Annotated in this window: 25 protein-coding genes; 7 read left to right on the top strand and 18 right to left on the bottom strand. The window is 67.7% G+C overall.

Translation table 11 applies throughout. The annotated features are described in order from the left end of the window. Positions 1–9: 9 nt before the first annotated feature. Together ACAV_RS12425 and ACAV_RS12420 are read left to right on the top strand one after the other, a co-directional pair. Positions 10–1,587: an MBOAT family O-acyltransferase gene (locus ACAV_RS12425; protein ID WP_013594925.1), complete on the top strand. Its 1,578-nt coding sequence runs from the start codon at positions 10–12 to the stop codon at positions 1,585–1,587. 15 nt (positions 1,588–1,602) lie between these two features. Further along, positions 1,603–2,292, top strand: a complete 690-nt coding sequence (locus tag ACAV_RS12420) for an alginate O-acetyltransferase AlgF (RefSeq protein WP_013594924.1) — start codon at positions 1,603–1,605, stop codon at positions 2,290–2,292. Here ACAV_RS12420 and ACAV_RS12415 read toward each other — a convergent pair. From ACAV_RS12415 to ACAV_RS12375, 9 genes are all read right to left on the bottom strand, one after another. Further along, the gene (locus tag ACAV_RS12415; protein ID WP_013594923.1) at positions 2,282–3,721 is read right to left on the bottom strand and encodes an AMP-binding protein; all 1,440 of its coding nucleotides are present in this window, start codon (positions 3,719–3,721) and stop codon (positions 2,282–2,284) included. The two genes, ACAV_RS12420 and ACAV_RS12415, sit on opposite strands and share 11 nt — an antisense overlap. A gap of 18 nt (positions 3,722–3,739) precedes the next feature. Next, on the bottom strand, positions 3,740–3,973 hold the full coding sequence (locus ACAV_RS12410) for an acyl carrier protein (RefSeq protein ID WP_013594922.1): 234 nt from the start codon (positions 3,971–3,973) through the stop codon (positions 3,740–3,742). 54 nt (positions 3,974–4,027) lie between these two features. Further along, positions 4,028–5,200 carry an acyl-CoA dehydrogenase family protein gene (locus ACAV_RS12405; protein ID WP_013594921.1) on the bottom strand — a complete coding sequence of 391 codons (1,173 nt, stop codon included), beginning with the start codon at positions 5,198–5,200 and terminating at the stop codon, positions 4,028–4,030. Positions 5,201–5,292: 92 nt separating this feature from the next. Next, the gene (locus ACAV_RS12400; protein WP_013594920.1) at positions 5,293–6,267 is read right to left on the bottom strand and encodes a DUF4434 domain-containing protein; all 975 of its coding nucleotides are present in this window, start codon (positions 6,265–6,267) and stop codon (positions 5,293–5,295) included. Positions 6,268–6,346: 79 nt separating this feature from the next. Next, a complete protein-coding gene (locus ACAV_RS12395; RefSeq protein WP_013594919.1) occupies positions 6,347–7,306 on the bottom strand; it encodes a tripartite tricarboxylate transporter substrate binding protein in 960 nt (319 codons plus the stop codon). A 41-nt stretch (positions 7,307–7,347) separates the two neighbouring features. Then, the gene (locus tag ACAV_RS12390; RefSeq protein WP_013594918.1) at positions 7,348–8,211 is read right to left on the bottom strand and encodes an amidohydrolase family protein; all 864 of its coding nucleotides are present in this window, start codon (positions 8,209–8,211) and stop codon (positions 7,348–7,350) included. Further along, positions 8,208–9,377, bottom strand: coding sequence for a CoA transferase (locus ACAV_RS12385; RefSeq protein WP_013594917.1), 1,170 nt, complete (start codon positions 9,375–9,377; stop codon positions 8,208–8,210). The genes ACAV_RS12390 and ACAV_RS12385 overlap by 4 nt, the downstream gene beginning before the upstream one ends. Before the next feature lie 26 nt (positions 9,378–9,403). Next, positions 9,404–10,354 carry a tripartite tricarboxylate transporter substrate binding protein gene (locus ACAV_RS12380; protein WP_085944776.1) on the bottom strand — a complete coding sequence of 317 codons (951 nt, stop codon included), beginning with the start codon at positions 10,352–10,354 and terminating at the stop codon, positions 9,404–9,406. A gap of 123 nt (positions 10,355–10,477) precedes the next feature. Further along, positions 10,478–11,341, bottom strand: a complete 864-nt coding sequence (locus ACAV_RS12375; protein WP_013594915.1) for an HpcH/HpaI aldolase/citrate lyase family protein — start codon at positions 11,339–11,341, stop codon at positions 10,478–10,480. A gap of 75 nt (positions 11,342–11,416) precedes the next feature. Between ACAV_RS12375 and ACAV_RS12370 the strand changes: the two genes are divergently transcribed. Then, complete coding sequence (locus ACAV_RS12370) at positions 11,417–12,373, top strand: LysR substrate-binding domain-containing protein (RefSeq protein ID WP_013594914.1); 957 nt, start codon at positions 11,417–11,419, stop codon at positions 12,371–12,373. A gap of 69 nt (positions 12,374–12,442) precedes the next feature. On the opposite strand, the gene ACAV_RS12365 is transcribed toward ACAV_RS12370, so the two are convergent. Both ACAV_RS12365 and ACAV_RS12360 read right to left on the bottom strand, forming a co-directional pair. After that, a complete protein-coding gene (locus ACAV_RS12365) occupies positions 12,443–14,080 on the bottom strand; it encodes an alpha/beta fold hydrolase (RefSeq protein ID WP_013594913.1) in 1,638 nt (545 codons plus the stop codon). A 149-nt stretch (positions 14,081–14,229) separates the two neighbouring features. Further along, positions 14,230–15,012 carry a LuxR family transcriptional regulator gene (locus ACAV_RS12360; protein ID WP_225975836.1) on the bottom strand — a complete coding sequence of 261 codons (783 nt, stop codon included), beginning with the start codon at positions 15,010–15,012 and terminating at the stop codon, positions 14,230–14,232. A 110-nt stretch (positions 15,013–15,122) separates the two neighbouring features. On the opposite strand from ACAV_RS12360, the gene ACAV_RS24120 reads away from it, so the two are divergent. The 3 genes from ACAV_RS24120 to ACAV_RS12340 all read left to right on the top strand — a co-directional run bounded on the left by ACAV_RS24120 (position 15,123) and on the right by ACAV_RS12340 (position 17,563). Further along, a protein-coding gene (locus ACAV_RS24120; RefSeq protein WP_167539399.1) for an IS5 family transposase occupies positions 15,123–15,931 on the top strand; the annotation gives its coding sequence in 2 pieces (ribosomal slippage) (positions 15,123–15,453 and positions 15,453–15,931; 810 coding nt in all). 160 nt (positions 15,932–16,091) lie between these two features. Further along, the gene (locus tag ACAV_RS12345; protein ID WP_013594911.1) at positions 16,092–16,868 is read left to right on the top strand and encodes an HpcH/HpaI aldolase family protein; all 777 of its coding nucleotides are present in this window, start codon (positions 16,092–16,094) and stop codon (positions 16,866–16,868) included. Beyond that, positions 16,865–17,563, top strand: coding sequence for an RraA family protein (locus ACAV_RS12340; RefSeq protein WP_013594910.1), 699 nt, complete (start codon positions 16,865–16,867; stop codon positions 17,561–17,563). Before ACAV_RS12345 ends, ACAV_RS12340 begins: the two co-directional genes overlap by 4 nt. 7 nt (positions 17,564–17,570) lie before the next feature. Here the strand turns inward: ACAV_RS12340 and ACAV_RS12335 are convergent, their stop codons facing one another. From ACAV_RS12335 to ACAV_RS12310, 6 genes are read right to left on the bottom strand one after another with little or no spacing between them, the layout of a single operon-like run. After that, complete coding sequence (locus tag ACAV_RS12335) at positions 17,571–19,193, bottom strand: dipeptide ABC transporter ATP-binding protein (RefSeq protein ID WP_013594909.1); 1,623 nt, start codon at positions 19,191–19,193, stop codon at positions 17,571–17,573. Continuing rightward, the gene (locus tag ACAV_RS12330; RefSeq protein WP_013594908.1) at positions 19,190–20,803 is read right to left on the bottom strand and encodes an ABC transporter substrate-binding protein; all 1,614 of its coding nucleotides are present in this window, start codon (positions 20,801–20,803) and stop codon (positions 19,190–19,192) included. Before ACAV_RS12330 ends, ACAV_RS12335 begins: the two co-directional genes overlap by 4 nt. Before the next feature lie 6 nt (positions 20,804–20,809). Beyond that, positions 20,810–21,682 (bottom strand): ABC transporter permease, encoded by an 873-nt coding sequence (locus tag ACAV_RS12325; protein WP_013594907.1) that lies wholly within the window; start codon positions 21,680–21,682, stop codon positions 20,810–20,812. After that, on the bottom strand, positions 21,679–22,602 hold the full coding sequence (locus ACAV_RS12320; RefSeq protein WP_013594906.1) for an ABC transporter permease: 924 nt from the start codon (positions 22,600–22,602) through the stop codon (positions 21,679–21,681). The genes ACAV_RS12325 and ACAV_RS12320 overlap by 4 nt, the downstream gene beginning before the upstream one ends. Continuing rightward, the gene (locus ACAV_RS12315) at positions 22,599–23,474 is read right to left on the bottom strand and encodes a nitrilase-related carbon-nitrogen hydrolase (RefSeq protein WP_013594905.1); all 876 of its coding nucleotides are present in this window, start codon (positions 23,472–23,474) and stop codon (positions 22,599–22,601) included. Before ACAV_RS12315 ends, ACAV_RS12320 begins: the two co-directional genes overlap by 4 nt. Before the next feature lie 14 nt (positions 23,475–23,488). Further along, the gene (locus tag ACAV_RS12310) at positions 23,489–24,394 is read right to left on the bottom strand and encodes a proline iminopeptidase-family hydrolase (protein ID WP_013594904.1); all 906 of its coding nucleotides are present in this window, start codon (positions 24,392–24,394) and stop codon (positions 23,489–23,491) included. A 225-nt stretch (positions 24,395–24,619) separates the two neighbouring features. Here ACAV_RS12310 and ACAV_RS12305 point away from each other — a divergent pair, with 225 nt between their 5' ends. Then, the gene (locus ACAV_RS12305; protein WP_244875465.1) at positions 24,620–25,747 is read left to right on the top strand and encodes a porin; all 1,128 of its coding nucleotides are present in this window, start codon (positions 24,620–24,622) and stop codon (positions 25,745–25,747) included. Positions 25,748–25,981: 234 nt separating this feature from the next. Here the strand turns inward: ACAV_RS12305 and ACAV_RS24625 are convergent, their stop codons facing one another. Then, positions 25,982–26,581 carry a hypothetical protein gene (locus tag ACAV_RS24625; RefSeq protein WP_157768764.1) on the bottom strand — a complete coding sequence of 200 codons (600 nt, stop codon included), beginning with the start codon at positions 26,579–26,581 and terminating at the stop codon, positions 25,982–25,984. Positions 26,582–26,602 lie beyond the last annotated feature (21 nt).

The raw sequence follows: 26,602 nt of genomic DNA, 5'->3' as shown, positions 1-26,602 counted from the left end.
CGAGCCGCCATGCTGTTCAACTCCTACCTGTTCCTCTTCCTCTTCCTGCCCGTGGCGCTGGCGGGCTATTACGCGCTGGGCGCCGTCCGCCTGCGGTGGGCGGCCCTGTGGCTCTGCGTGGTGTCGTTCGTGTTCTACGGCTGGTGGAACCCGCGCTTCGTGGTGCTGCTGGCGGCCTCCATCGCCTTCAACTACCTGGTGAGCCTGCTCATCGTGCGCAGCGCACACCGGCCCCGCATGCAGTGGTGGACGGTGGCCTTCGGCATCGCCTGCAACCTGGCGCTGCTGTTCCACTACAAGTACTTCGCCGCGCTGCTCGGCCTGCTGCGGGAGTGGGGCGTGGGGCAGGGCCCGGTGGAGGACATCCTGCTGCCGCTCGGGATTTCCTTCTTCACGTTCACCCAGATCGGCTACCTGCTGGATTGCAAGGCGGGCATGGTCAAGTCGCCCAGCCTGCTCAACCACACGCTGTTCGTCACCTTCTTCCCGCACCTGATCGCGGGGCCGGTGCTGCACCACAAGGAAATGATGCCGCAGTTCGCCGATGCGCAGAACTACCGCTTCCGGGCGGAGAACCTGTCGATCGGCGGCACGCTGTTCGTGATCGGCCTGGCCAAGAAGGTGCTGCTGGCCGACACCATCGCGCCCTATGCCGATGCGGGGTTTGCCGCGCCCGCGCAGCTGGGGTTCTGGGGGGCGTGGGGTACCAGCCTGGCATATGCCATGCAGCTGTACTTCGACTTCTCGGGCTATTCGGACATGGCCCTGGGCCTGGCGAAGATGTTCGGCATCCGCTTTCCGCTGAACTTCAATTCGCCGTTCAAGGCCCCCTGCATCATCGAATACTGGTCGCGCTGGCACATGACGCTCACGCGCTATCTCACCGCCTACCTGTACTATCCCATGGCCATGCAGCTGTCGCGGTGGCGCAACCGGCGGGGCCTGGCCGTGGGCTCCGCGGGCAGCCGCACGCCGGGCGGCTTCGCCATGATGATCGCCGTGCCCACGCTCTACACCATGGGCCTGGCCGGCATCTGGCACGGTGCGGGCCTGCAGTTCTTCATCTACGGCCTGCTGCATGGTAGCTACCTGTGCGTGAACCACGCCTGGCGCATCGTGGTGGGCGGGCGCATCGCGCCCTCCAGGGCATGGAGCCGCTGGCTGTGGCGCGCCTTCTGCGTGCTGCTGACCTTAGTGACCGTGATGGTGGCGCATGCGTTCTTCCGCGCCGCCCATGTGCAGGATGCGCTGGACCTGCTGCGCGGCATGGCCGGCGTGCGGGGCGTGGAGCCGCTGGGCAGTGTCCTGGGGCTGGCATGGACCGGTGAACTGCCGTGGCGGGTGCTCGCCGGCCGGCACCTGCAGGCCGTGTACCTGGTGCTGCTGCTGGCGATCGTGTGGCTGGCCCCGAATTCGCACCAGATCCTCGGGCACTTCTCGCCCGCGCTCGCGCGCCCGCAGGAGGCCTGGCCGGCGTGGATGCGCTGGCGGCCGAATGCCGCATGGCTCGCCGCCACCCTGGCCCTGCTGTTCCTGTGCCTGGCCAACCTGCACCGGGAAACGCGCTTCCTCTACTTCCAGTTCTGACCCACGGACCCGCACATGCCTGCTTCTCCTTTCTTGCTTCGCCGACTGGCCACCGCCTTGTCCCTCGGCCTCGCCGCGGCGGGGGCAGGCGCCCAGGAAGGCGTGCTGTCGCAGCTCTATGCCGCCCGCCCGCCGGCCGGCGCTGCCTTCGTGCGGGTGGCCAATCCCTTGCCCGGCACGCTGCTGGTGCGCGTGGCCGAGGGAGAGGCCCAGCGCATCGGTGGAGAGACACCCGCCACCAGCTACGCCATCGTGGGAGGTGGCAAGGCATTCGCGGTGGTGGTGGACGGGCGGCCCGCGGCCAGCCTGGAGGTGCGGCCCGGCAGCTTCACCACGCTCGTGCTGCGCCGCGAGGGCGACAAATACGCCCTCGCTCCCATCGATGACACGACCGACACGCAGGATGCCCTGAAGGCGGAACTGCGCTTCTACAACCTCGCGCAAGGCTGCGGCACGGCGCAACTGGTGCTGTCGCCCGCGGGCACGCCGGTCTTCCGCGACGTGGCCCCGAACACCTCGGCTGCGCGGCAGGTGAACCCGGTGCAGGCCCAGCTGTCGGCCCGCTGCGGCGACGCGGCGGCCACGGCCGCCCGGGCGCTGCCGCCGCTGCAGGCCGGCGACCACCTCAGCCTCTTCCTGACCGGGCCGGCGGCCCGGCCCGTGCTCGCCATGCAGCCCAGCCGCACAGACAGCGTCAGGCGTTGAGCGCCTGGTACATCTCCGCCAGCTTCGCGCGATCGATCTTGTAGTTGACCGACACCGGCAGGCGCGCGCAGGGCAGCAGTTCGGTGGGCAGCATGTAGTGCGGCAGCCGCACGGCCAGCAGCTCCTTCCAGCCTTCCAGTTCCGCCGGCAGGCCGGGCGCGCCGTCGCCCGTTTCCACGAAGGCGACCAGGCGCGCCACCGTGCCGTTCGGCCGGCGCAGGGCCACGGCGGCCCCGGCGCGCGCGCCCGGCAGCGTGGCGAGCGCTGCATCCACCTCCAGCAACTCCAGCCGGTATCCGTTGAGCTTGATCTGGTCGTCGATGCGGCCCTGACAGAACAGCATGCCGCCGTCCGCCTCCGTGCCCAGGTCTCCGGTGCGGAAGCCACGCTGGCCATCGCGCATGAACATGCGCGTGGCATTGAGGTCCGGCCGGTTGATGTAGCCCCGCATCACGTGCGGGCCCACGATGCAGAGCTCGCCGCCATCGCTGTACACACGCGAATCGCGCTTGGCATGCCCGATCGGCATCACCGCATCGGTGGCCAGCAGCGCATCGTCCACGCGCAGCAGCGTGGTGGCCACGGTGGCCTCGGTCGGGCCGTAGGTGTTGAGGATCGGCACGCCGGGAAAGCGCTTGCGCAACTGGCGCGCCAGCGGCACCGGCAGCGGTTCCCCGCAGAAGAGGAAGGTGCGCAGCGAGGGCAGGGCGGCCTGGGAGAACGCGGGATTGATCAGCTGCTGCTGCGCGAACGATGGCGTGGAGACCCAGGTCGTCGCCCGGTGGCGCGCGATGAGCGCCGAGACCTCCTGCGACGAGGCCGCGCGCCCCCGGTCCAGCATCAGGATGCTGCCCCCCAGCGCCAGCGTGCCGAACACGTCGTAGAGCGACACGTCGAAGCTGAACACCGTGTGGTTGAGGAAGACCGGCGCCGGGCCGAGATCGAAATCCAGCCGCATCCAGTCGATCAGTCCCTGCACTCCCTCGCGCCCGATCTGCACGCCCTTGGGCTGCCCGGTCGTGCCCGAGGTGAACATGATGTAGCCCAGATCCTTCTCCGCCAGTTCAGGGGCGGGGCCGGGGCGCAGCACCTCGAAGCGGCCAGCGGCGGCGTCGAACATGAGGTGGGCGTCGAGCGTGGCGATGATGCTGTGCAGCCGCTCGGCCGGATAGACGGCATCGACCGGCACGAACGGGGCCTTCAGCATCAGCGCGCCGGCCAGGGCCACCATGAACGCGGCCTCCTTGTGGCCGCGGATGACGATGGGCGCACCGGCCCTCAGGCCCAGGGCCCGGGCTTCCTGGCACCAGGCCGTGGCTTCGGCCTGCAGCGCCCGCCAGCTCAGGCTGCGGTCGTGGGCGATCACGGCCAGCGCGTCGGGCCGCACGGAAGAGTCCCGGAATTCCCCGGCGTCGAAATCGAAATGCATGGCGGCCGGCGGCTGCGTTCAGCAGTGGGCCGCGACGTAGTTGGACAGCGTGCGCAGTGAGCGCAGGTGCTCCTCCACCTCGGTGATCGGCACCGTGCAGCCGAAGCGCCCCTCGATGGCCAGCATGAGATCGACGGCAGCGACCGAGTCGAGCAGGCCGGACTCCAGCAGCAGCGTATCGGGAGCGACTTTCTTGAGCACGGCTGCCTGGATCATGTCGGCCAGTTGGGCTTCGATTTCGGAGTGGGTCATGGTGGAAAAGGGCGGTATCGGTGGACGGAGCAGGGAGGAGTAAAGGCGGCGGGCTCAGATGTCGCGCCCGAGCGGCACGCCCAGCGCGACGGGGGCGATGTTGCCGAGAATGCGGTCGTCGTTGACCATCACCATCGCGGAATGGGCGTCGCGGATGTGCCGGCTGAGATAGAACTCGCCGGCATCGTCCATGTACCCCTGGATGCCGCAGATGCGCAGCGCGATGTCGGTGATGCGCACGACCAGTTCGGACGCGCCCACCTTCAACGCGTTGTAGCTCACCAGCCGTTCGTGTGCCGTGGCCTGGGTTGCCGCATCCTCGTACAGCGCGACATTGGTGGCCAGCAGGGCGCGGAACTGCTGGACGAGGCTCTCGCCCTCGGCCAGCCGCAGGTTGGCGACGGGGTTGGGCGGCTGGCCGCTGCGGTTGCGCATGCGCAGGAAGGCCCGGGCGCGCGACAGTGCGGACACCGCGATGCCCAGCCAGACGGCGCCCAGCAGGATGTGCGATGTCGGGAGCATCGCCTCCGACATCGCCTTGGCGAAAGGCCCGTCGAAGACCTGCTCCACGCCGCATTCCGCATGGAGATCGAACCGGTCGGTGCAGGCGCCGCGCATGCCCATCGGATTCCAGCGCCCCTGGGGCGTGAGCCGGAACTGCCCGCGCATGACCGCGACCAGCTGCTGGTCGGAAGGAGCGGCGTCTTCCTCGCGCCGCGCGGACACCAGGATCACGTCGGCGGCACGGGCGTAGGAAATGACCGAGCCCTGCTTGTCCAGGTGCAGGGCGTCGCCACGGCGGTCCAGGAAACAGGCGCTGGTGCGGATCGAGCCTCCCGTCGCGCCCTCGGTGGTGGCGGACGCGACCACGTATTGCTCCCGTGCCATGCGCTGCAGCAGTTCCTGGTGCCAGGCGCTTTCGCCCGCTTGCCGCACCGCCACGGCCGCCTGCGAATGGTGCATCGCGAAGATCAGGCCGGTGGACGCACACGACTCCGACAGTTCGCGGCAGAGGTTCGCCACCGCGCGCAGGGACCATTCCGGGCCGCCATACCGGCGCGGCACCAGCAGGCCCAGCCACTCCCGGGCGCGCAGGCTGTCCAGTGCCTCGGTGGGCAGGCGCCCCTCCCGGTCCACGGCATCCGCATGGCGGGCCGCGATGGCGCAAGGCGAATGGCTGTCCGGCGCGCCGGGCGCGGCATTGGCGGGGGTGTCTGCGAGGCCCATTGTTTATCAATTTCTGCGTTCTATCGATTTTCGATAGTTTTTATTGATAAGACAATAGCCTGATGGCCGACGGCCCCCTTGTTTGCGTCAGCTCAACGGCCCTGTTGCCATTCCTGCCACAGCTGGCGGGCTTCCGGGGTGTCCCCGAGCATCCAGGGATCGATCGCGAAGGCGATGACCCGCTCCGCGCCATACGTCCGCGCGACGTCCATCTGCGCCCGCACCCGCGCGGCCGTGGCAGCGCGCGCGCGGAAGGCATCGCCCGTGCCCGGCTCGGGGGGCAGCTGCTCGAACAGCTCGATGATCAGGTCGAAGGGCACGCCGCGCTGGCGCAGCAGTGCGCGCAGCGGTTCGAGCCCCGCATAGTTGCCCATGCCGGCCACGCCGACCCCGTCCTGCAGCATGGGCCGCAGCGCCACCTTTTCGAGGATGTCCGTCCACAGCGCGGTCAGGGTGCCCGGCGTCTGCAGCTTGCTGAAGAACGTGGACACCGCCAGCGGCGCGTGGCTGCCAGCCCCCGCGGCGATGGCCTGCAGCCAGGGCACGAGCAGCGCCCGGCGTTCGGCGGTGGCCCAGTTGTACTGGTCCAGCTCATAGGGCAGGTACCAGCCACGGAAACCCTGCTGGCGGGGCCAGGGCGCTGCCGCCAGGTACTGCAGGCAGCGCGCCTGCGTGGCCGCGAGGAAGGCCGGCAGCGCGCCAGGATCGCGTGACGCGAGCACGGTCCACCACCGCTCGTCGTAGGGCACGCCCACGCGGATGCCCATGCCCTCGCGCCCGGCCTCGTCGAACAGCATCGCGATGAGCGCCTCCGGCAGCGCCCAGGGGTGCGCGCCGCCTTCCGTGGCGCTCCACTGCAGCACGATTTCGTCGCAGCCCAGGGCCCGGGTGGCCCGCAGGCGGCGGCGCCATTCCTCGGGCGACAGGGATTCGTAGCTTTTCCAGGGCTGCAGGAACGTCCCCTGGAAACGATCCGGGGACGTGGTGCAGGCGGTGGCCAGGGCAGAGGCCGCGAGCAGCAGCCAGGTGCGCCGTCCGAGCGGCGGCAGGGGGGCGGAAGAGGGCATCCAGGACTCCGGAAGAAGGAGATCCGGCACAGCATATCCTCGCCGGGCCGCATGCATCCGGGCCGCCCCCCGGCAAACCTCAGTTCGCCGTGATGCCGTTCGTCTTCACCACCGTGTCCCAGCGCTTGCGCTCCGCATTCACGAAGTTCTGGAATTCCGCGGAGGAACTGCCCACCGGCGTCAGTCCCAGCGCGTCCAGGCTGCTGCGCACGTCCGGCAGTGCCAGGGCCTTCTGCGACAGCTCCTGCAGGCGCGCGATCACCGCCGGCGGCGTGCCCGCGGGCACGAACAGGCCGTTCCACTCCATCACCTGGTAGCCCTTGATGCCCGCCTCCTGCACGGTGGGCACCGAGGGCAGTTCCTTCATGCGGGTGGCCGAGGAGACGGCCAGGGCCTTGAGCTTGCCGCTTTTCACGTAGCTGAGGCTGGATGCCGCGTTTGCGAAGTACACATCGACCTGCCCTCCCATCACGTCCATGATGGCCGGCGCGCCGCCCTTGTAGGGTACGTGCACGGCTTCGAACTTCGCGTCGATCCGCAGCAGTTCCACGGCCATCTGCGCGAGGCTGCCCGGTCCGTAGGAAGCGTAGGTGAGCTTGCCGGGCTTCGCGCGTGCCGCGGCCAGGAAGTCCGGCAGCGTGTTGTAGGGCGAGGAGGGCGCCACCACGAGGATGTTGGGCACGCTGATGATCTGCGACACCGCCACCAGGTCCTTGGCGGGATCGAACGGCAGCTTGCGCAGCGCCGGGTTGATCGCGAACGACGACGCATCGAACAGCACCGTATAGCCGTCGGGCCGGGCCCGCGCCACGGCCGCGCCGCCGATGGAGCCGCTGGCGCCGGGCTTGTTGTCCACGATCACGCTCTGCCCCGACACCTCGCCCAGGCCCTTGGCCAGGATGCGCGCGGCATTGTCGGCGCCCCCGCCCGCGGAAAACGGCACCACCAGCGTGATGGGCTGTTCCGGATAGGGCGCGGCCCGCACTGCGCCATGGGCCAGGGCGGCGACAGCGGCCGCCAGCCAGATTGCTTTCTTCATCTTCTTCATCTCCTCGGTCCTTTCCTGATGGAAAAAAAATCTCAGTCGCCGAATCCGTACAGCGCGCAGGCATTGGCGACCAGCACCTGCCGGCGCATGGCAGGATCGGGCAGCCAGCATGCCAGCAACCGCAACAGCAGTTCCGGACCGGGGCGCCGCTCGCCTTCGGTGACATGGGGCCAGTCGCTGCCCCAGACCAATCGTTCGGGCGCCTCGCGCACCCATGCCTGCACCAGCGCCTCGCAATCCGCATAGCCCGATTCCAGGCCTTGCGCGCTGTTGAGGTACGGGCCCGACAGCTTGACCCAGGCCCGCCCGGCCTGCACCAGGTCCCGCACCAGGGAAAACGCTGCCTGCGCCTCGTCGCCCGGTCCGCCCGCGCGCGCCATGTGGTCGAACACCAGCGGGCAGGGCAGGCCGCACAGGAGGCCGCGCTGCGCCACGATCTGGTCGGCGCGCCAGTGCAACTGCAGGTGCCAGCCCAGGGCATGGATGCGCGCCGCCAGCGGGCGCAGCATGTCCAGCCCCACCGCGGCATCGCGGTCGGAATGCAGGGAAAAGCGCAGCCCGCGGATGCCGCCGGCATGCAGTGCCTGCAGTTGCCCGTCGGTGATCTCCGGCCGTACGACGGCCACGCCCCGGGTCCTGTCCGGGCCGAGCACGCGGATCGCGTCCAGGGTGGCCTGGTTGTCCACGCCGTGCGCCCGCGGCTGCACCACCACCGCGCGGCTCAACCCCAGGCGCGTGCGCAGGCGCAGGTAGTCCGCGGCGGTGGCCGCGGCCTGCATCGCATGGGGTGCCGCCACGGGGAAGCGCCCGTCGAACACGTGCAGGTGGGCATCGCAGGCCCCGGCCGGCAGTTCCGGCACCTCCGGCAGACCGGGCAGCGCCGTTCCACCGTTCATGGGGCCTTGCCAGGGCGCAGCCCCTGGCGGATCGCATCGGTGTGCTGGCCGAGCGTCGGCGCGGCGAAGGCCTGCGGGCCGGCCGTGCGGCCGAACTCCACCGCGCCGGCGAATCCCCGGTAGCTTCCCAGCACCGGATGGTCGAAGCGGGTGATCATGCCTTCGGCCTCCACCTGCGGATGCGCGAACATGTCCTCCACCGCCCGGGCGGCCGCGCACGGTACTTCCTCGCCGAACAGCTCTTCCCATTCGAGGGCGCTGCGCCGCGCCAGGGCCTGGCGCAGCAGGGGCACCAGTTCGTCCCTGTGCTGCGCGCGCTTGCGCACCGTGTCATAGCGCGCATCGGCCGCCAGGGCATCCAGGCCCGTCTTGCGGCACAGCGCCGCCCAGAAATGCTGCGTATTGGCCGAGAGGTAAAGGTAGCCTTCCTTCGTCGGGTGCAGGCCGGTGATGCCGCCCGAGCGCATGTCCCGCCCCACCTCGCGCGGTTCGCCATCCGCCCACACCAGCCGCGCCGACTGCATGGTGAGCGCGGCCCGCAACAGCGACACGCCCACGTGCTGGCCAATGCCGCTGCGCTCGCGCTCGTACAGCGCCGAGGCCACGCCGCCGGCCACCAGCGCCGACGCGTAGTAGTCCACGACCGATCCATAGAGGATCTCCGGCGGCCCGCCGGCCTTGCCCTGCATGGCGCACATGCCCGTCATGGTCTGCAGCACCTGGTCGTAGCCCGCCTTGGCCTTGAGCGGCCCGCGGCTGCCATAGCCGGTCACGCTGCAATACACCAGCCGCGGATTGAGCTGCGCCAGCCGCTCGAACCCGATGCCCAGGCGCTCGGGCACGCCCGGGCGGAAGTTGTGCACCAGCACGTCGGCCTCGCGGGCCATGCGCAAGAATACGGCGTGGTCGGCCTCCTGCTTCAGGTCCAGCACCATGCCCCACTTGCTGCGGTTCACGCCCAGGAAGGCCCGGCTCTCCGCCTCCAGCGTCGAAGGGTATTTGCGCAGGTTGTCGCCGTCCGGCGGCTCGATCTTGACGACCTCCGCGCCCTGGTCCGCCAGCAGCGAGCAGCCGTAGGGACCAGCGATATAGGCGCTCAGGTCGAGCACGCGCACGCCGCTCAGCGGGCCCGGGGGGCCCTGGCGGCCGCCTGGAACGAAACTCATGGAATCCATCCTCCTGGTTCAGCCGGTCAGTCGGCCACGATGTTGCGGGCCTTGGCCAATTGCTTCCAGCGCGCAAGGTCCTCCCGGATCACTGCCCCGAACTGCTGCGGGGACAGCGGGGTGGCGATGGCGCCCTCGCGCAGGAACTGGGCCTGGATGCCGGGCTTGGCCAGCACCTGGTTCACGGCCTGGTTCAGCAGCGCCACGGTGGCAGGCGGCACGCCGGCCGGCGCCAGCAGGCCCCACCACAACTCGAACTGGTAGCCGGGGATCGCGGTGGACATCGGCACCAGTTCCGGCGCGATCGGGCTGGGCGCCAGGCTGGTGATGCCCACGGCCTTGAGCTTGCCGCTGCGCACCATCGGCAGGATCGACGGACCGCTGGAGACCAGCATCTGCGCCTGGTTGCCGATCACGTCCGTCACGGCGGGCCCCTGGCCCTTGTAAGGCACGTGCACGATGTCCATCCCGGGCACCATCGAGCGCATCAGTTCGGCCGCAAAATGGTTCACGCTACCCGTGCCCGAGGTCGCGTAGTTGAACTTGCCCGGGTGCGCCGCGATGGTCTTCAGCAGTTCGGCGGGGTTGCTGGCAGGGAACTGGTTGTTCACGGCCACCACCAGCGGCCCCTTGGCCAGCATCGCCACCGGCTGCAGGTCCCTGGCGGGATCGAACGGCAGGCTGGCCTGCATCGCGGCGTTGGTGGTGAGGCTCGACGACACCGCCACCAGTGTGTAGCCGTCGGGAGCCGCCTTGGCCACGAAAGCGGTGCCCGTGGTGCCGCTGGCCCCGGCCCGGTTGTCCACGATCACCGGCTGCCGCAGCAGATCGCCCATCTCCTTGGCCACCTGCCGGGCGAACAGGTCGTTGGAGCCGCCGGGCGGGTAGGGCACGACCATGGTGATGGGGCGGCTGGGGTAGCTTCCTTGCGCCCATGTGGGCAGGGCGGTGGCAGCCAGTGCAGCGGCTGCCACCATCGTGCAGGTGCGCCGCAGCGCGCCGCGGCGGGAATTCGTCGGGGCCATGTCGTGTGTCTCCTGTGTCGTTATGTCGTATCGATGGCCTGCAGGCCGCCGTCCGGCCCGGCCTGGCGCGGCAGGTCAGCAGAGCCCTGCGGCGCGTGCGGCTTCCACCGTGCGCTGCGCCCGCAGCACGAAGGGCTTGTCCACCATCTTCCCGTTCACCACGTAGGCGCCGACACCCCTGGCATCGGCGGATTGCGCGGCCTCCAGCACCTGCCGGGCAGCGTCCAGCTCGGCGGCCGAGGGCACGTACACCGCATTCGCCATGGCGACCTGGCTGGGATGGATGCAGGTCTTGCCCGCGAACCCCAGGCTCCGGGAGAGTTCCGCCTCGGCCTGGAAGCCCGCGGTGTCCTGGATGTCGGCGAAGGCACCGTCGTAGGCATCGATGCCGGCTTCCGCCGCCGCCATGCGCACGGCGAACATCGCCTGGGTGATCGCCTCACGGCAGCGGCGGGCCACGCCGAAGGGCTCGAACAGATCGCCCAGTCCCAATTGCAGCGCCCGCACGCTCGGATGTGCGCCGGCCAGTTCCGCGGCAGTGCGCAGGGCGCGGGGTGTCTCGATGTTGAGCAGCAGGCCCGGTGCGTCCGCCATGCCGCGTTTGCGGGCAGCCTCGGCGATGGCCTGGGCGGCCTGCTGCACCGCGGCGGCGCTCGCCGGTTTCGGGAGGTTGATCAGGTGCACGCCGGGATGCACCGAAGCGGCGATGTCGACCTCGAAATGCGGGGTGTCCATCGCATTGACGCGCACGACCAGGGTCTTGCCGCCGCCATCCGGTGCCAGCGCCTGCAGGAAGTCGCCTAGCAGGGCGCGCGCCTCGTCCTTGCGTGCCTCGGCCACGGCATCCTCCAGGTCGAACGACACGCCGTCGGCCGCGCTGCGCAGGGCCTTCGGGAACAGCTCCGGCCGCGATGCCGGAACGAACAGCTTGCTTCTCATGCACCTATTGTTGGGCCGCGGAAAGCATGGATAAACACATGCAATATTTCTTCAGAAGATAGAAAATGTTGCTTTATGGAAACCAGCTACTTGCAGAGTTTCATGCTGGTGGTCGAGACCGGCTCCATGGCGGAGGCCGCGCGCCGGCTGAACCTCACTGCCGCCGCCGTTGCGCAGCAGATGCACAGCCTGGAGCGCGAATTCCAGGTGCCGCTGCTCGCGCGCGCGGGCCGCACCGTGGCACCGACCCCCGCGGGCCACCGCCTCGCACGCAGCGCACCGCTCCTGCTGCGCGAACTGGGTCAGGCCAGGGCGCATGTGAACGACGCCGGCGCCTCCGGCGAACTCGCGATCGGCACCATCAACACCGCCCTGCACAGCCTGCTGCCGGACATCCTGGCGGATTTCTCGCAGCGCCTGCCGCATGTGCGGGTCTTCCTGCAGTCGGGCACCACCCAGCAGCTCTACCAGTCCGTGCAGCAAGGCGGGCTGGACGCCGCCGTGTGCCTGCACCCCAGCTTCGCCCTGGCCAAGACCTTCGGCTGGGCCCTGCTGCGCGAAGAGCCTCTCGTCCTGCTGGCGCCGCGCCACCTGGCCCAGCAAAACGCGCACGAGTTGCTTCGCACCCAGCCGCTGATCCGCTACGACCGCAGCTTGGGGGGCGGCCAGATGGTGGAGCGCTACCTGCGCGAGGCCGGCATCGTGCCGCAGGAACGCTTCGAGCTCAGTTCGCTCGTGGCCATCGCCATGATGGTGGACCGCGGCCTCGGCGTGGCCGTCGTGCCGGACACGGTCCTGGACTGGCCGGACGGCCGCAGCGTCGTGCGCCTGCCATTGCCCGGCGCCAGCGAGTCCCGCCGCTTCGGCATGCTGTGGCTGCGCTCCTCGGCGCGGCTGGCGTTCGTGCAGGAACTGGTGGCCTGCGCACGCCGGGTGGTGGAGGGGCGAGGGGGAACCCAGGCTGCCGTGCGGGTGCCGCCCACGGATGGCGCGCCTGCCGAACGTGGCTCTCGACCACTCATCGAGCGGTGAGGGGTGACCAGAACATCACCTGGAGCCCGGGTCGGCGTTGCGAATGCCGGGATGACGCGGCGATGGTTTTTAGCGCGGCTGCGAAGAGGTTTCCCAGACGTCCGGCGTGGTGGCGACCAGCCCGCGCAGGTCGCTCCAGCTGGCGCCCGGCACTGGGAGCGTTTTCTGGTCATTGACCGCCGCGACCGCGAAGGCGACCATCCGATCGCGTATGCGATCGCTTTCCGTCTTCGGCCAGATCGATATCTGGTGCGGCCCCCGGACCACTTCGATTTCCTTCAGTCCGCGGATCCGGTCATAGGCTGCCACGGTGCCTTCCAGCGATTCCGCCCGGTCCCAGAGGCCCTTGGCGAAAAACGCCGCCGGCCATCGGTCCATGTGCGCCAGTACGGCCGAGTTCGGATAGAACTGCACATAGTTTTCCGCCGCCATCCCGCCCAGGAACAGGTTGCGGTCGGCCAGGTCTGGCGCATCGGGCAGATAAGCAGCGCCTGCGGTAAAGGGTGAATAGAGCAAGGCGCCTTTGATATTGTCGAAATGCCTGGCTGGACTGCAAACGACGGTCGGCATGTCATAGCTGCAGCCGCCGGCATAATTTTTGGTCATGGCCCATCCGGTGGTCATCGAGCCACGGGAATATCCAAGCAGCAGCAGCGGAATCTCGCGAGCCTTCATGCCTGCCATCAGCCGGCCACGCGCCGCGGCACCTTCCAGTTCTTCCCCGCTCGCTGTCAGCAGCCGCATGCCGGCCCCGTTTTCCATCTGCTCCAGCACCCGGAAGATATCCTCACTCTGCTCCAGCGTGTTGGTGTCGCTGAAGCCGCCCGATAGTCCTTCACCGCGCCGGTCGTAAGCCAGCACATCGAAACCGGCGCGGTTCAGCGCATCGAGATGCTCGCGCCAGGTCCTCATGCCAAAACCTTCGGTCGTGGCATTGGGAAAACGCTGAAACCGCGCACGCCCCGTCGCCGGATCGACGGTGACAGCCACATCCGACGGGTCCTGAATGGCGGTGATCTGGTCACCACCGCCGGCACTTGCAATGACCAACGCGCGTTTTCTCACGCCATTCGCATCCGGCACGCCCAGCCCCTCGATATACCAGCCACGCAGCTTGATATCACCTGTCATGCCGAGTCTGTTTATTTCCAGAGGATCGTGCGGCACGGTGAATTCGACGACGCTTGTTCGCGCATCGGCTTGCGCGATGCTCTCGAGATAAGGTGCGCGGGCGAAGAAAGCTGGCCGGCGGATATCACGCAGATCCACTGGGCCGTCCGGGTCGATCTTGCCGACCGGATTGACCCATCCGGTCACCCGCGTGGCGCGGGCCTTGTTGGGCGGCAGCCAGCGCTGCATGTCCTTTTCGATGCGGGCTCGGCAGGCGGCATCGGCCTTGCACGACAACCAGCGGGCCTTGAGCTTCTCGTCGGTGAACTCGTCCACCGCATAATCGCCGCGATAATCCGGCGGCGGCCTGTGGGCCGTCAGCAGCAGGGGAACGCAGGCGGCCCGGCCGTCCGCCTGGGTGATGCGATAGCCGGGCAGTTCTGCATTGCGGTCAACACCCACCCAGGCCTTGCAGTCGGTAGGAGGCGTGATGCGCGCCTGCCGTTCAGCGCGGGGTGCCAGAGCGCAGGCGCTCAGCAGCAGGGTCACGGCGGCCGTGATGACGGCCGGGGCGTCGAAAAACGGTTTCACGGGCATTCCTGATTTCTCATTCCTGGCAGTACGGACTGCGGAGGGCGTTCGGAACACCGATCCTGCGCGCAGGCCATGGCCGCAGCAACTATCAGAACTGATAGTTTTTTCCAGCGGCCGCCGTGGAAGAATCAGGGCAGGTGCCTGATTCACTTTCACTGCAATGCCCGGGCACCAGGGCTTCGTGACAAATATCCAAAATGGGCGGCCCGCGCAATCATCTGCGCACGGTTGCGTCCGCCGAGTTTGCGTGCCGCCGACTGCAAATGGAAAACAATCGTCGATTCTGCGCGATTCAGACGGGCCGCAATCTGCTTGCTGGGCATGCCCTCGGCGGCCAGCAATACACATTCATGCTCCCTGTCGGACAGTGCGACATCACGGGGAGTCAACTGGATTTTCGTGAAGACCTTCAGCAAGTGATCGTTCAGGATATGGGCCATGTACGCCAGCCGCATCACCGAATCCACCAGAGACATCTTCTTCTGCGCAAAATTATCGTCCTGCCACATGGCTGTCAGGGTGGCGAAACGATTGCCCGGCATATGCAGCGGCACTGTGACGCCACGCGTCATGCGCCATTCGGTCAGAACACTGGAAACGCTTCGCGCACCACCATCGAGCATGGGCTGGAGCACCGATTCCTCGTCCTGATGGTAAGACCAGAAAAATGCACCCGAACCCCGCAAGGCCAGCGCCTGCACCGGATCGACCTGGTACATGCCTTGTTCGACCCAGAGTTTGCGCATCGGCCCCGGCATATTCCGGTATTCGAGAACGCTGGGTGTCATCAAGACACCCTCCGGCGTCATCGAGACCGGCGAAAAATCATAGATGGCCGCATCGAATCCGATTTCGCGGGCTGCGGAAAACGTCTGGTCGATGCAGAGGCTGACGGCCGAATCGTCGTGGACCAGGGGTTTTTCGATGATTTTCATCTCAGCGTGCATCAAGTTGTCCGCCTTTTCACCACTTTGGTGCGCAGAATAAGAGCGGCTAACACGACCTGTTCATAGCCCAGCGCGAAGCAGCTATGCTTGGCGCCCTCATGGCAAGAAGACCCGTCAGCAAAGAACTGTGGCGACAGCTGCAGCCGCTCATCCCGGCCTTCGTGCCCTCGGCCAAAGGCGGGGCGCGCAAGCGCACCGTCAGCGATGAAGCCGCACTCAATGGCATCCTATTCGTGCTGCACACCGGCATCGCCTGGGAGGACCTGCCGCAGGAACTCGGTTTTGGCAGTGGCATGACGTGCTGGCGGCGGCTGCGCGACTGGAACGCTGCCGGGGTGTGGGAGAAGCTGCACCACGCCATGCTGGTGCGCCTGCGCGAGCACGACCAGATCGATTGGAGCCGGGCAAGCATCGATGGCTCGTCGGTACCAAGCCCCCGGGGGGCCAGGAAACAGGGCCCAACCCCACGGACAGAGGCAAACTCGGCTCCAAGCGGCACATCGTCGTAGACGCGCGGGGCATTCCGCTGGTGGTGCTGGTCAGTGGTGCGAATCGGCACGATTCGATGATGTTCGAGAAATGCATCGATGCTCTGCCAGCCGTCAGGGGACTGCAGGGCAAGCCGCGTCGCAGGCCATCGAAGCTGCACGCCGACAAGGGCTACGACTATGAGCGCTGCCGTGTCTTCCTGAGACAGCGGGGCATCGCCAGCCGGATTGCCAGACGAGGCATCGAAAGCAGCGAGCGGCTGGGTCGGCATCGGTGGGTGGTGGAGAGAACGCACGGATGGTTTGCAGGCTTCGGCAAGCTGCGCATCCGATTCGAGAGGCGGCTGGACATCCACGAAGCGCTATTGAAACTGGCGGCAGCGATCATCTGCGCGCGCTTCGTGGATCGGTGGTGTTAGCCGCTCTAAATCCCGCGAACCGGGGGGCACAAGCTGGCAATCCCTAGGAGGGGCTCCACGCTTTTTTCTTTCGCCATCCATCGAAGCAATCTGCATGCCACGGCTACGCGGCGCCCCCGTCTGCCGTATTTCCTTTCCCCCTTCCATCAGGACTATGTCTATGCCACCTCCGCTGAAATCCAACCGTGTCTTGCAGTCCCTTGCAGAGGGCCGCATCTGCACCGGCTGCTGGCTGTTCATGGGTTCGCCCGTGGTCACCGAAGTGCTGGCCGACATGCCGCTCGAAGCGCTCATCATCGATCTGGAGCATTCGCCTTCCGGCCTGGAGACGGCGATCGAGCAATTGCGTGCTGCAGCGCCCTTCGCGCCGACCATGCTGGCGCGGGTACCGGGCTTCGATTCGGATCGCATCAAGCCGCTGCTCGATGCCGGCGTCGAGGGGATTCTGGCGCCCAACGTCGAGTCCGCCGAGCAGGTCGAGCGCCTGGTCGATGCCTGCCGATACCCGCCGCTCGGTCGCCGGGGACTGCATTACACGGTTTCGCGGGCGGCAGCCTGGGGCGCCCACGCCGGCACCTATGCCGCGCACGCCGACCGCAACACCCTGGTGGCTGCCATGATCGAATCGGCCCGCGGCGTCGAGGCCATTCCCGCGATGGCCGCCGTGCAGGGCCTGGACCTGCTCTTCATCGGCCCGCTCGACCTGAGCGCCAGCATAGGCAGGCCCGGCGAGTACGACAGCCCCGAGTTCATCGAGCTGTGGACCGAGGCCGAGCGGCGCTGCCGCGAGTCGAAGATCGCCCTCGGTGGCACGTTGCTGCCGGGCCACGGCCTGGCGGCGCTGGCCGCACGTGGCTACGGTTTTGTCACCGTGGGTTCGGACGTCACCCTGCTGCGCCAGGGCGCGCTGCAGCAACTCGGGGGAGCCGGCGCATGAGCGACGTCCGCTTGTTCACCCGCTACCGCATCGCCCCCGCACCGCAGCCGCTGGGCGAGGCGCTGGCCCGCCGGCTGGCCACCATCGATACCTCGACCCTCGGGCACGCCGTGCCCTGGTACCTCATGTCGCACCGCTTGAAGGCGGTGCAGCGGGGGCACCGGGTGGTCGGCACCGCCGTCACCCTGTCCATTCCCGGCGCCGACTCGACCCTGCTGCACCATGCGCTGGGACAGCTGCGGCCGGGCGACCTGCTGGTCATCGACCGGCTCGGCGACACCCGCCATGCCTGCTGGGGCGGCATCGTGACTGCCGCGGCGCAGCGTGCCGGCGCAGCCGGCGCAGTGATCGACGGTCCCTGCACCGATCTCGACGAGATCACCGCCAGCGGCTTTCCGCCGTGGTGCACCGGCACTTCGCCGGTCACCACCCGATTGCTCGACTGGGGCGGCAGCCTCAACCGCCCTGTGGCCTGCGGAGGTTTGGTAGTGCAGGCCGGCGACGCGGTGGTGGCGGACGCCGACGGCGTCATGGTGCTGCCGCGTGCCGAGGCCGAAGCGCTGGCCGCGTGGGCCGAAGGCATGCAGGATTTCGCCGGCTCTCTGCGCCGGCAGGTGCTTGAAGGGCAGGCCCTGGGCGAGCTCAGCGGTGCGAGCGCACTGGTGCGCCGTTCTCTCGATGCGGACCGGGCCTGACCCTGGATCAGTCCCGGCGCTTCGGCAGCGCCGCCAGCAACTGGCGCGTGTAGGCATGGCGGGGCGACGAGAACAGCAGGTCCGGCGGCGCCGTCTCGACGATGCGCCCCTGGTGCATCACGGCGATTCGGTCGGCGATGCTGCTGGCCACCCGCAGGTCGTGGGTAATGAACAGCAGGCCGAAGGACAGGCGGGCCTGCAGTTCGGCGAGCAAGGCCAGCACCTGCTGCTGGATCGACACGTCCAGGGCGGCCACCGACTCGTCGGCGATCAGCAGTTCCGGCTCGACCGCCAGCGCCCGGGCGATGCAGACACGCTGCCGCTGGCCGCCTGAGAATTCGTGCGGATAACGCTGCGCCGCCCGGGCGCTCAGGCCGACCGCCTCCAGCCAGCCGGCGGCGCGCTGCCGTGCCTCGGCCGGCGGCATGCCATGGATGATCGCGCCCTCGGCGATGGCGTCACCGACGGTCTGACGCGGATCGAGCGCGCTGTACGGGTCCTGGAAGACGATCTGCACCCGCTTGCGCAGGCCGCGCAGCCTGCGTGCATCGACGCCGCTGAAGGCCTCGCCCGACACCCGCACCGTGCCCGTGTCCAGCGGCATCAGCCCGACGACGGCGCGGGCCAGGCTCGACTTGCCCGACCCCGACTCGCCAACCACCGCCACCGTCTCCCCGCGCCGCAGCAACAGTTCGACATCGTCCAGGGCGACGACGGTACGGGCACCGCTCGCATAACGTTTGCCCAGCCCGCGGGCCTCCAGCACCAATGTCCGGGTGTTGGGGCGCGCGGGGCGCGGCGTCAGCGTGGGCATGGCACCGATCAGCCGGCGCGTGTAGTCGTGGCGCGGGCGGTCGAGCAGTTCGGTGACCGGTCCGCTCTCGACCGCGAGGCCGTGCTGCATCACCACCACCTCGTCGGCGATCTGGCCGACCACGCCCAAGTCGTGGGTGATGAACAGCACGGCGGTGCCCAGCCGCCGTTGCAATCCGGCGATCAGCTCGAGCACCTGGCGCTGGTTGCCGACATCCAGCGCGGTGGTCGGTTCGTCCGCGATCAGCACTGCCGGTTCCAGCGCGATCGCCATGGCGATGGCGACCCTCTGGCACTGGCCGCCCGACAACTGGTGCGGATAGGCGCGCGCCAGCCGCTCGGGGTCGGGCAGGCCGACGTCGTCGAGCAGCCGCAGCACCCGCATCCGCACCTCGGCCCGCGGCAGATCGGTATGCAGCCGGAACACCTCGGCCATTTGCGTTTCGATCCGTTGCGCCGGATTGAGCGACGCCATCGGCTCCTGGAAGATCATGGCGATGCGCCGGCCCGACAGGCGGCGCCGTGCCCGCTCGGGCAGGGCCAGCAGATTTTGTTGTTCGAACAGCGCCTGGCCGGTCTCGATCCGCAGGGCCGGGTCCAGCAGACCCATCAGGGCCAGTGCCGTCATCGACTTGCCGGAGCCGGACTCGCCCACCAGGCACAGGGTCTGGCCGCGCCGCAACTCGAAGGACAAGTCGCGCACTGCATGCGAACGGTCGGCGGCGCCCGGCAGGGCGATGCCCAGGCCGCGCACTGACAGCACGGCTTCGGCGCAGGTCTGCACCGGGGTGGTTTCCAGGATCTGGGTTTTTGTCATGTGTGCAGGTATCCGCCGTACAAACGCATTTCGAACTCGGGCACCGGGGTCCACCGGAAACGCCCTGCATGGGCCCAACTGGCGACAGAGCGCCACAGATAGAGGCCCGGCATTTCCTGTTCCCAGCGCCGTGCCAGCGCCCGGGCTTCGCGCTGCCGGTCCGCAAGGGCCACGGCCGCTGCATAGGCCCGACCTCGCTCGACGAAGTCGCTCGGCGGTTCCCAGAGTCGCCAGGCGGCGGTCGCATGCAGGCCTTCGGGGCCCCAGTCGAGCCAGAGCGGCTGGTACGGATCGCCGGGAATGAAGCTGGTGCCGCCGGAAATCGACAGCAGATGGAAAGGGCGCTTGTAGCTCAGCTGGAAGTTGTCGAGGAACTGCACCTGCACATTCAGCCCGACGTCCTGCCACATGGCGGCCATGATCTCGGCCGCGGCGTCATAGTTGGGCCAGAAATTGCGCGTCACGTGCCAGATCAGCGGCTCGCCGCGATAGGCCGTCTGAGCAATCAGGCGGCGCGCGGCCTGCGGATCGTACGGGTGCATGCCCTGCGCCTTCGGGTCGTAGAAGTCGCCGTACTCGGGGAAGTTGAAAGGGGGATCGGGGAAAAACGTTTCGCCGTGGAACAATGACCGGGCGATGGCCGGCATGTCCACCGAACACGCCAGTGCGCGGCGCAGGCGCACGTCCACCAGCGGGTTGTCCGCCGGGTCGGGCCGGCAGTTGAAGGCCACCGCAGGATAGTTGTTGATCTGCCGCGCCAGCAGCGTGGTGCCGGCCAGTGCCCGCACCTGGTGCTCGGCATCGGTCGGGATCGAGGTGATGAAATCGAACTCACCGGTCGCCAGCCCCGCCAGCCGCCCGGCGTATTCGGGTACCAGGCGAAAGTGCAGGCTTTTCGCCGGTGGCGGCCCGCTCCAGTGCCGGTCGAAAGCCTCCAGCACCGCGCCCTCGCTGCTCTTGTATGCGCGGACGCGGTAACTGCCGGTGCCGATGGGGGCCTGGCCGAACGCGTCCACGCCGCGCCGCAGGTAGTCGGCCTTGGGCACCACATAACCGATATAACCGGCCAGCTTGCCGGGCAGGTGGATGTCGGGTTCACGCGTGGTGACCTGCACCGTGTACCTGCCCACCGCCCGCACATCGACGAAACCGGCGGCGTAGGTGCGGCCGCGCGGCTCGTGGGCATGAGGGCCCCAGAGCCGCTCGGCGGACAGGGTGAAGGCCACATCCTCGGCGGTCATGGGGCTGCCGTCGTGGAAAAGCACGTCTTCGCGCAGCGTCAGGGTCCAGGTGCGGTCCTGGCGTGTCCAGGTGGTCGCCAGCCGCGGAGCCAGGGTGCGGCCGCTCGGGTCGCGGAGGTAGTCGACCTCGATCAGCCGGTCGTACACATTCGGAAAGATGCGGATGCCCGGGTTCGAGATACCGCTGACCGGCGCGATGTTGCGCCACAGCGCCTCGACCGCGATGGTGATGTCGGGGCGGGCGCCGCGGGCCTTCGGGGCCGTGCCTCCTGTGGTGGCCGTGCCGGCCTTGCCGGGTCGGCAGCCCGCCGAGAGCCCGCCCAGGGTACCGGCGGCCGCGGCGATCAGTGTGCGTCGTGTCAGGTTCATGTCGGTTCAGCCGCCTTGCGCGGGTCGCAGTGTGGCGGTCGGGGAAGGACGCAGCGTCGGGTCGAGCCGGTCGCGCAGCCAGTCGCCGACGATGCTGATGGCCAGGGTCATCGCCAGAATCAGGATGCCCGGCACCACGCAGATCCACCAGGCGGTCGACAGGGAATCGCGGCCGTCACCCATGATCTGGCCGAGGCTCACCAGCGGCGGCTGTATGCCCAGCCCCAGGAAGCTCAGTGCAGATTCGAGCAGAATGATCTGCGGGAAGGTGAGCGTCAGCTGGACGATGAGCGCACTGGCGATATTCGGGAACACATGGCGGCGGTACAGCCACCAGGGCGAGGCGCCCAACGTGACCACCGCCTCGGCATAGGGCTGTGCCCGTGCCGACAGCACGATGCCGCGGGTGATCCGCGCATAGTGTTCCCAGCCATAGAGCGACATCAGGCCGACGGCGAGCAGCAGCGAATTGCCGAAAAAGGCCAGCAGCGTCAGCGCGATCAGGATGAAAGGCAGGGACGACTGGATATCGACCAGCATCATCAGCAGTTGGTCGACCCATCCGCGCAGGTGTGCCGCCGCCAGGCCGACCAGGATGCCGGCGATGGCGCCGACCAGCGTACCGGCCAGCGCGACCAGCAGGGACACCCTCACGCCCGATGCCAGGCGGGCGACCAGGTCGCGCCCCAGCACGTCGGTGCCGAGGAAATGCCCGGCTTCGCCGCCGAAACCGACCGGGGGCAGCAGGCGGGTCGCCAGGTTGAAATGCCCTCCGCCCGCGGGCGCCAGGGCGGCGCCGAACAGCGCGAACAGCAGCAGGGCGGCAAGCAGCGCCAGGGCCAGCGCCACTGGCAGGGGAAACGCGCGCGGCCGTTTCATCGCTGCACCCGCACGCGGGGGTCGAGCACCGCATACAGCAGGTCGACCAGCAGGTTGGCGCCGACCATGATGCAGGCCAGCATCAGCACCAGCAGTTGCACCAGCGACAGGTCGCGGGCCGACACGGCGGCCACCAGCAGCCGGCCGATGCCGGGCCAGCCGAAGACCGTCTCGACCACCACCGCACCGCCGACGATGGCGCCGACGTTCAGGCCGATGACGGTGACGATGGGAATCGCGGCGTTGGGCAGGGCATGCACGAAGATGCACCGCAGCGGGCTGGCGCCCTTGGCCCGCGCCGTGCGCACGTACGGCCTCCCCAGCACCTCGAGCATGGCGGATCGGGTGAAGCGCGCCAGCGTGCCGGCGATGTACAGGCCGAGGGTGGCGGCCGGCATCAGCAGGTGCTGCCATCCGCCGACGCCCGAACTGGGCAGCCAGCGCAGGGTGAAGGAAAACAGCAGGATCAGCAGCACGCCGAGGAAGAAGCTCGGCATGGCGAACCCGAAGACCGACAGCGACATCACGGCGCGGTCGATCCAGCCGTTACGGTTCACCGCGGCCACGATGCCGGCCGGGATGCCGACCAGGATGGCGATCAGGTAGGAGGCGCCCGCGAGCGTCACGCTGTTGGGCAGTTTTTCGCGGACGCTGGCCCAGGCGGGCCGACCATCCTGGTAGGACATGCCGAAATCACCCTGCGCCAGGTGAGACAGGTAACTCAGGTACTGTGTGCCGAGCGGATCATCGAGATGCCAGGTCTTGCGGAACTGTGCGATCTCGTCGGCCCGCGCATCCGGGCTGAGCATGGCCACCGCCGGGTCGCCTGACAGGCGCAGCACAACGAAGGTCAGCGTGACCACGCACCAGAAGGTCAGCAGCGCACGGGCAAGGCGCACCAGCCATTGCCGGCGGCTCACGGCAGTGCTCCCGGTGCGGCGGCCGGCACCTGGATATGGCGGACTTCGCCCAGGGTGCGGCCGCGCGTCAGGCTGGGCAGCCGCACGCGGGTCTGCCGCACCCGCTCGGGGTCGATGTCGGCGTAGATGATGGCCGGTGTGTCGCCGGCCGCGGCGATGACCTCGCCGAAGGGCGAGATGACGCGGCTGTGGCCGTATACCCTCACGCCGTCGCGTTCGCCGCATTGTGCCGCCGCCACGACGTAGCTGCCGGTCTCGATGGCGCGAGCCTTGAGCAGGGTTTCCCAGTGGAGCGGCCCGGTGACCACCGAGAAGGAGGAGGGCGCCAGCAGTACGTTGGCGCCCGCCTGCGCCAGGCAGCGGTAGAGATGGGGAAACCGCAGGTCGTAGCAGATGCTCATGCCAAGCGTCAGCCCGAGTGCGTCGATGCCCACCAGCGTCGGGCCGTTTTCGCCCGGACGTACCGCAGCGGACTCCTGGAAGGTACCGGCGCCGCCCAGTTCGACGTCGAAGGTGTGCAGCTTGTCATAACGCGCGACGACCTCTCCCTCCGGCGAGACGAGGTGGCTGCGGTTCCACACGCGCTGGCCGTCCTCGGTGCGCACCAGCAGAGACCCGGTGTGCACCCAGACCTTTGCGCGGCGCGCGGCCGAGCGGCACAGCGCCAGCGTGGTGTCATCCGCCTCGGGCACGCAAACCGCCGGATACCGCAGGTTATCGCGCAGCAGCAGGTTGGCGGCCTCCGGAAAGCACACGATCTGCGCGCCATGCGCAGCGCCTTCGGCGATCGCCTCGGCGATGGCGGCGTTGTTCGCGGAAACATCGGCGGTGCTGCAAAGCTGCACCACGGCGAAATGGGGGGAGGAAATCATCGCGGTTTTCCCGTTCAGGATTCGTGCTGCGCCAGAAAGCTCGCCACCGCATGCATGGTGGGACCGCGTTCTTCCAGGTGGCACATATGGGATGAGTCGGGCATGACGACGGCACGTGCGCCGGGAATCAGCGCCGCATAAGGCGCTATACATGCGGGAGTGGCCTCGTCGTAACGGCCCGAGATAATCAGGGTGGGTGCCACGACGCTATTCAGCCGGTCGTCGATCTGCCAGTCTTTCAGGCTGCCGATGACATGGAATTCCGTGGGACCATTCATGGTGTGATAGACAGTCGGGTCGGCTTCGATGGCGGCAAAAGTATGTTTTACCTCGTCGGGCCATTCGGGCAGGCGGCAGACATGGCGCCGATAAAAAGCCTCGGTGGCCTTCAGATAATCGGGGTGGTCGAATCTTCCGGATATTTCGTGTTCTTCCAGGGCCATGCGCTCCGGCGCCGGCAGGTGGGCGCGCAGCCGCAGCGCCTCGGCCACCCAGACCGGGAAGGAGGAGGGCGAGGACACGATGACCAGCGCCCGCAGGCCGGCAGGCTGCCGCACTGCGTGTTCCGCCGCGAGCATGCCGCCCCATGAGTGACCGAGCAGGTGGTAGGAATCGGATATGTCGAGGTGCGACAACAGGTTGTCGAGTTCTTCGAGAAACAGCTCGATCGTCCAGAAACCGGCGGGCGCCTCGGGAAGGTGGCTGGACCTACCGTTGCCCAGCTGGTCGTAATGGACGACGAGGCGCCCGTCGTCCGCCAGGTCCTGGAATGCCAGCAGGTAGTCGTGGGTGCAACCGGGGCCGCCGTGTGCGATCACCAACGGTGTTTTATCCGAGGCGGGATTTCCAGTGATTCGATACCAGGTGCGATGTTCCCTGTAAGGCGCATAACCTTCCCGACTGCTGTGGCTCGCCGACATTCATTTTCTCCTGATGCACGAGGCTTCCGATGATTGCGGAATTCTGTTCGGCGCGGCGGCGGGCCACAACTATAAGAACTGACAGTTTTCTATGGCACCCGTATGGTTTCAAATCCAATGACCCTTGGTTCGAGCCGTATCCGAATGGGAATGGGGTGACTGCGATGATTGGATTTCGTCACCGCCTCGGCCCGACTGCAACGAGTCCACTTCTGGAGAATCGATGTGAAAAAGTCTTTCATGGTCCTGGCGGTCATTTCGGCATCGGGCGGTGCCGCGGCGCAGTCCTCGGTATCGATCTACGGCACTATCGATGCCGGCGCAGGCTATATCAAGTCCACCGGCGCCGGCCATATGGCCGGCCTCGTGACCGGCGGCAATACTACCAGCCGCCTTGGTTTTCGAGGCACCGAGGACCTCGGGGACGGATGGGCGGCAAGCTTCCGGCTGGAAGGCGCGGTGCAGAACGATACCGGCGGCGGCGCCAGTGCGACCACCGGGTTCGATTTCCAGCGCCGCTCGACCATCAGCCTGAGCAGCCGGTTCGGTGAATTGCGCATGGGCCGTGACTTCGCCGCGCATTTCGTCAACCAATACACCTTCGACGTCACCGGCTCGCGTGGTGTCGGCCAGATGGAAACCCCGGGCGTCTCCACCGCCGGTGCCAACCAGAATGCTTTTCGCGTCAACAATGCGGTGGCGTATTTCCTGCCGGCCACCCTGGGCGGTTTCTACGGCCATGTGCAATATGCGTTCGGCGAACGCCCGTCGAACACCGTGCCGACAGCCAACGCCAGCGGCATCAGCAACAGCGCCGCCAATGCGGCGACCAGCAAGAGCGGCAATTACCTGGGCCTGCGCGGCGGGTATGCCGGCGGTCCCCTGAACGTCTCCGTCTCCTATGGCCAGCAGATGGACGCCATCCGTACCGTCGGCACTTCCTTCTACGCGGCCGATTACAGGACCGCCAACATCGGTGCAGCCTATGACTTCGGTTTCATCAGGCCTTTGGCATTCTTCCAGCGCGAGCAGATGGCCGGGCGCGGCGCGATTCCAGGTTTCCGTTTCGACACCTTCAATGTCGGGGCGACCGCGCCGTTCGGCCCACATACCGTTCGGGTCCAGGCTTCGTACTACGAGGTGAAGAACACCAGCCGCGAGGCCAGCAAGATTTCTGCGGGCTATATGTACAACCTGTCGAAACGTACGTTCCTCTATGGCGAGGTCGGCCGCATCAACAACAAGGGCGGCAACACCATGACCTTCGCGGGCATCGGCGGGCTGTCGTCGCCGGTGCCGACGCCGGGAGGAAGCTCGACCGCGTTCACCGTCGGCCTGACCCACTCCTTCTGAGGCGGCAGGCTGGCATGCTCTGGCCTCGGCGGAGCAGCGATTGAGCTACATCGTGGTGCTGCTCGCGCCGGGCACCAGCGCCCCTTGCGACACGAAGTCGCAGTATGAGCGGTATGTCAGCTGCGGAGAGACCGGGAGCCCTGGTGCGCCGGCAGCGGCATCGTCGTCCTGCAGGATCTGCTGGTTACCACAGGTCCTGCCGCCGCTGGCCGGATAGGGCCGGTCGCCAGCCGATTACATCCGCTGGCACGCAGCGGGCTGTCCCCCTTGCGCCGCCGCATGCCAGCTCTTGCCCTTGGACTTGTCCTTGCAGTTGTGGGCATCGCGATTGCTGAGCACTTTCCCCTGGCATTTGGCGGCAGAGCAGCACTGCTGGACGGTCGCATTGACGTCGCATTCCACATTGGCCGCCTGTTCCGTGTCTTTGTGCGAGGCCCCATCCTGCTTGCCCGCGACGGCTGCGGGAGCATCGCCGGATGACGGTGCCTGGGCGAACACATTCGCACCGGAAATGGAAACGAGTAACGAAGCGATGAGCAACAGCTTTTTCATGAAAAGCTCCTCCTTGAATGCCGGATTGGCATGGGCATGATAGGGAATGCCGATGGTTTTCCATGCGTCAGGTAATAACGTGTAATCCCGTTGCGATCCTTGAGCGGATGGCCTGAAGTGGAAGAGGGCGGACGCGCCGGATGGATATTTTTGATATTCATTCTTATAAATAAAAATTATGCAAATAAATGCCGTGCAAGACGACCCATTGGCGGCATTTATCGAATGCGCAGTCCGGTAGATAAATTGCAGGCCCCCACGGGTATTGAGTGCAGTGGCCAATGCCAGAATTCGCCCGCCCCG

It is taken from the genome of Paracidovorax avenae ATCC 19860 (genome assembly GCF_000176855.2).
GTDB lineage: Bacteria > Pseudomonadota > Gammaproteobacteria > Burkholderiales > Burkholderiaceae_C > Paracidovorax > Paracidovorax avenae.
Note: the sequence above shows the minus strand (reverse complement) of the source record. Positions and strands in the feature narration are given on the sequence as shown.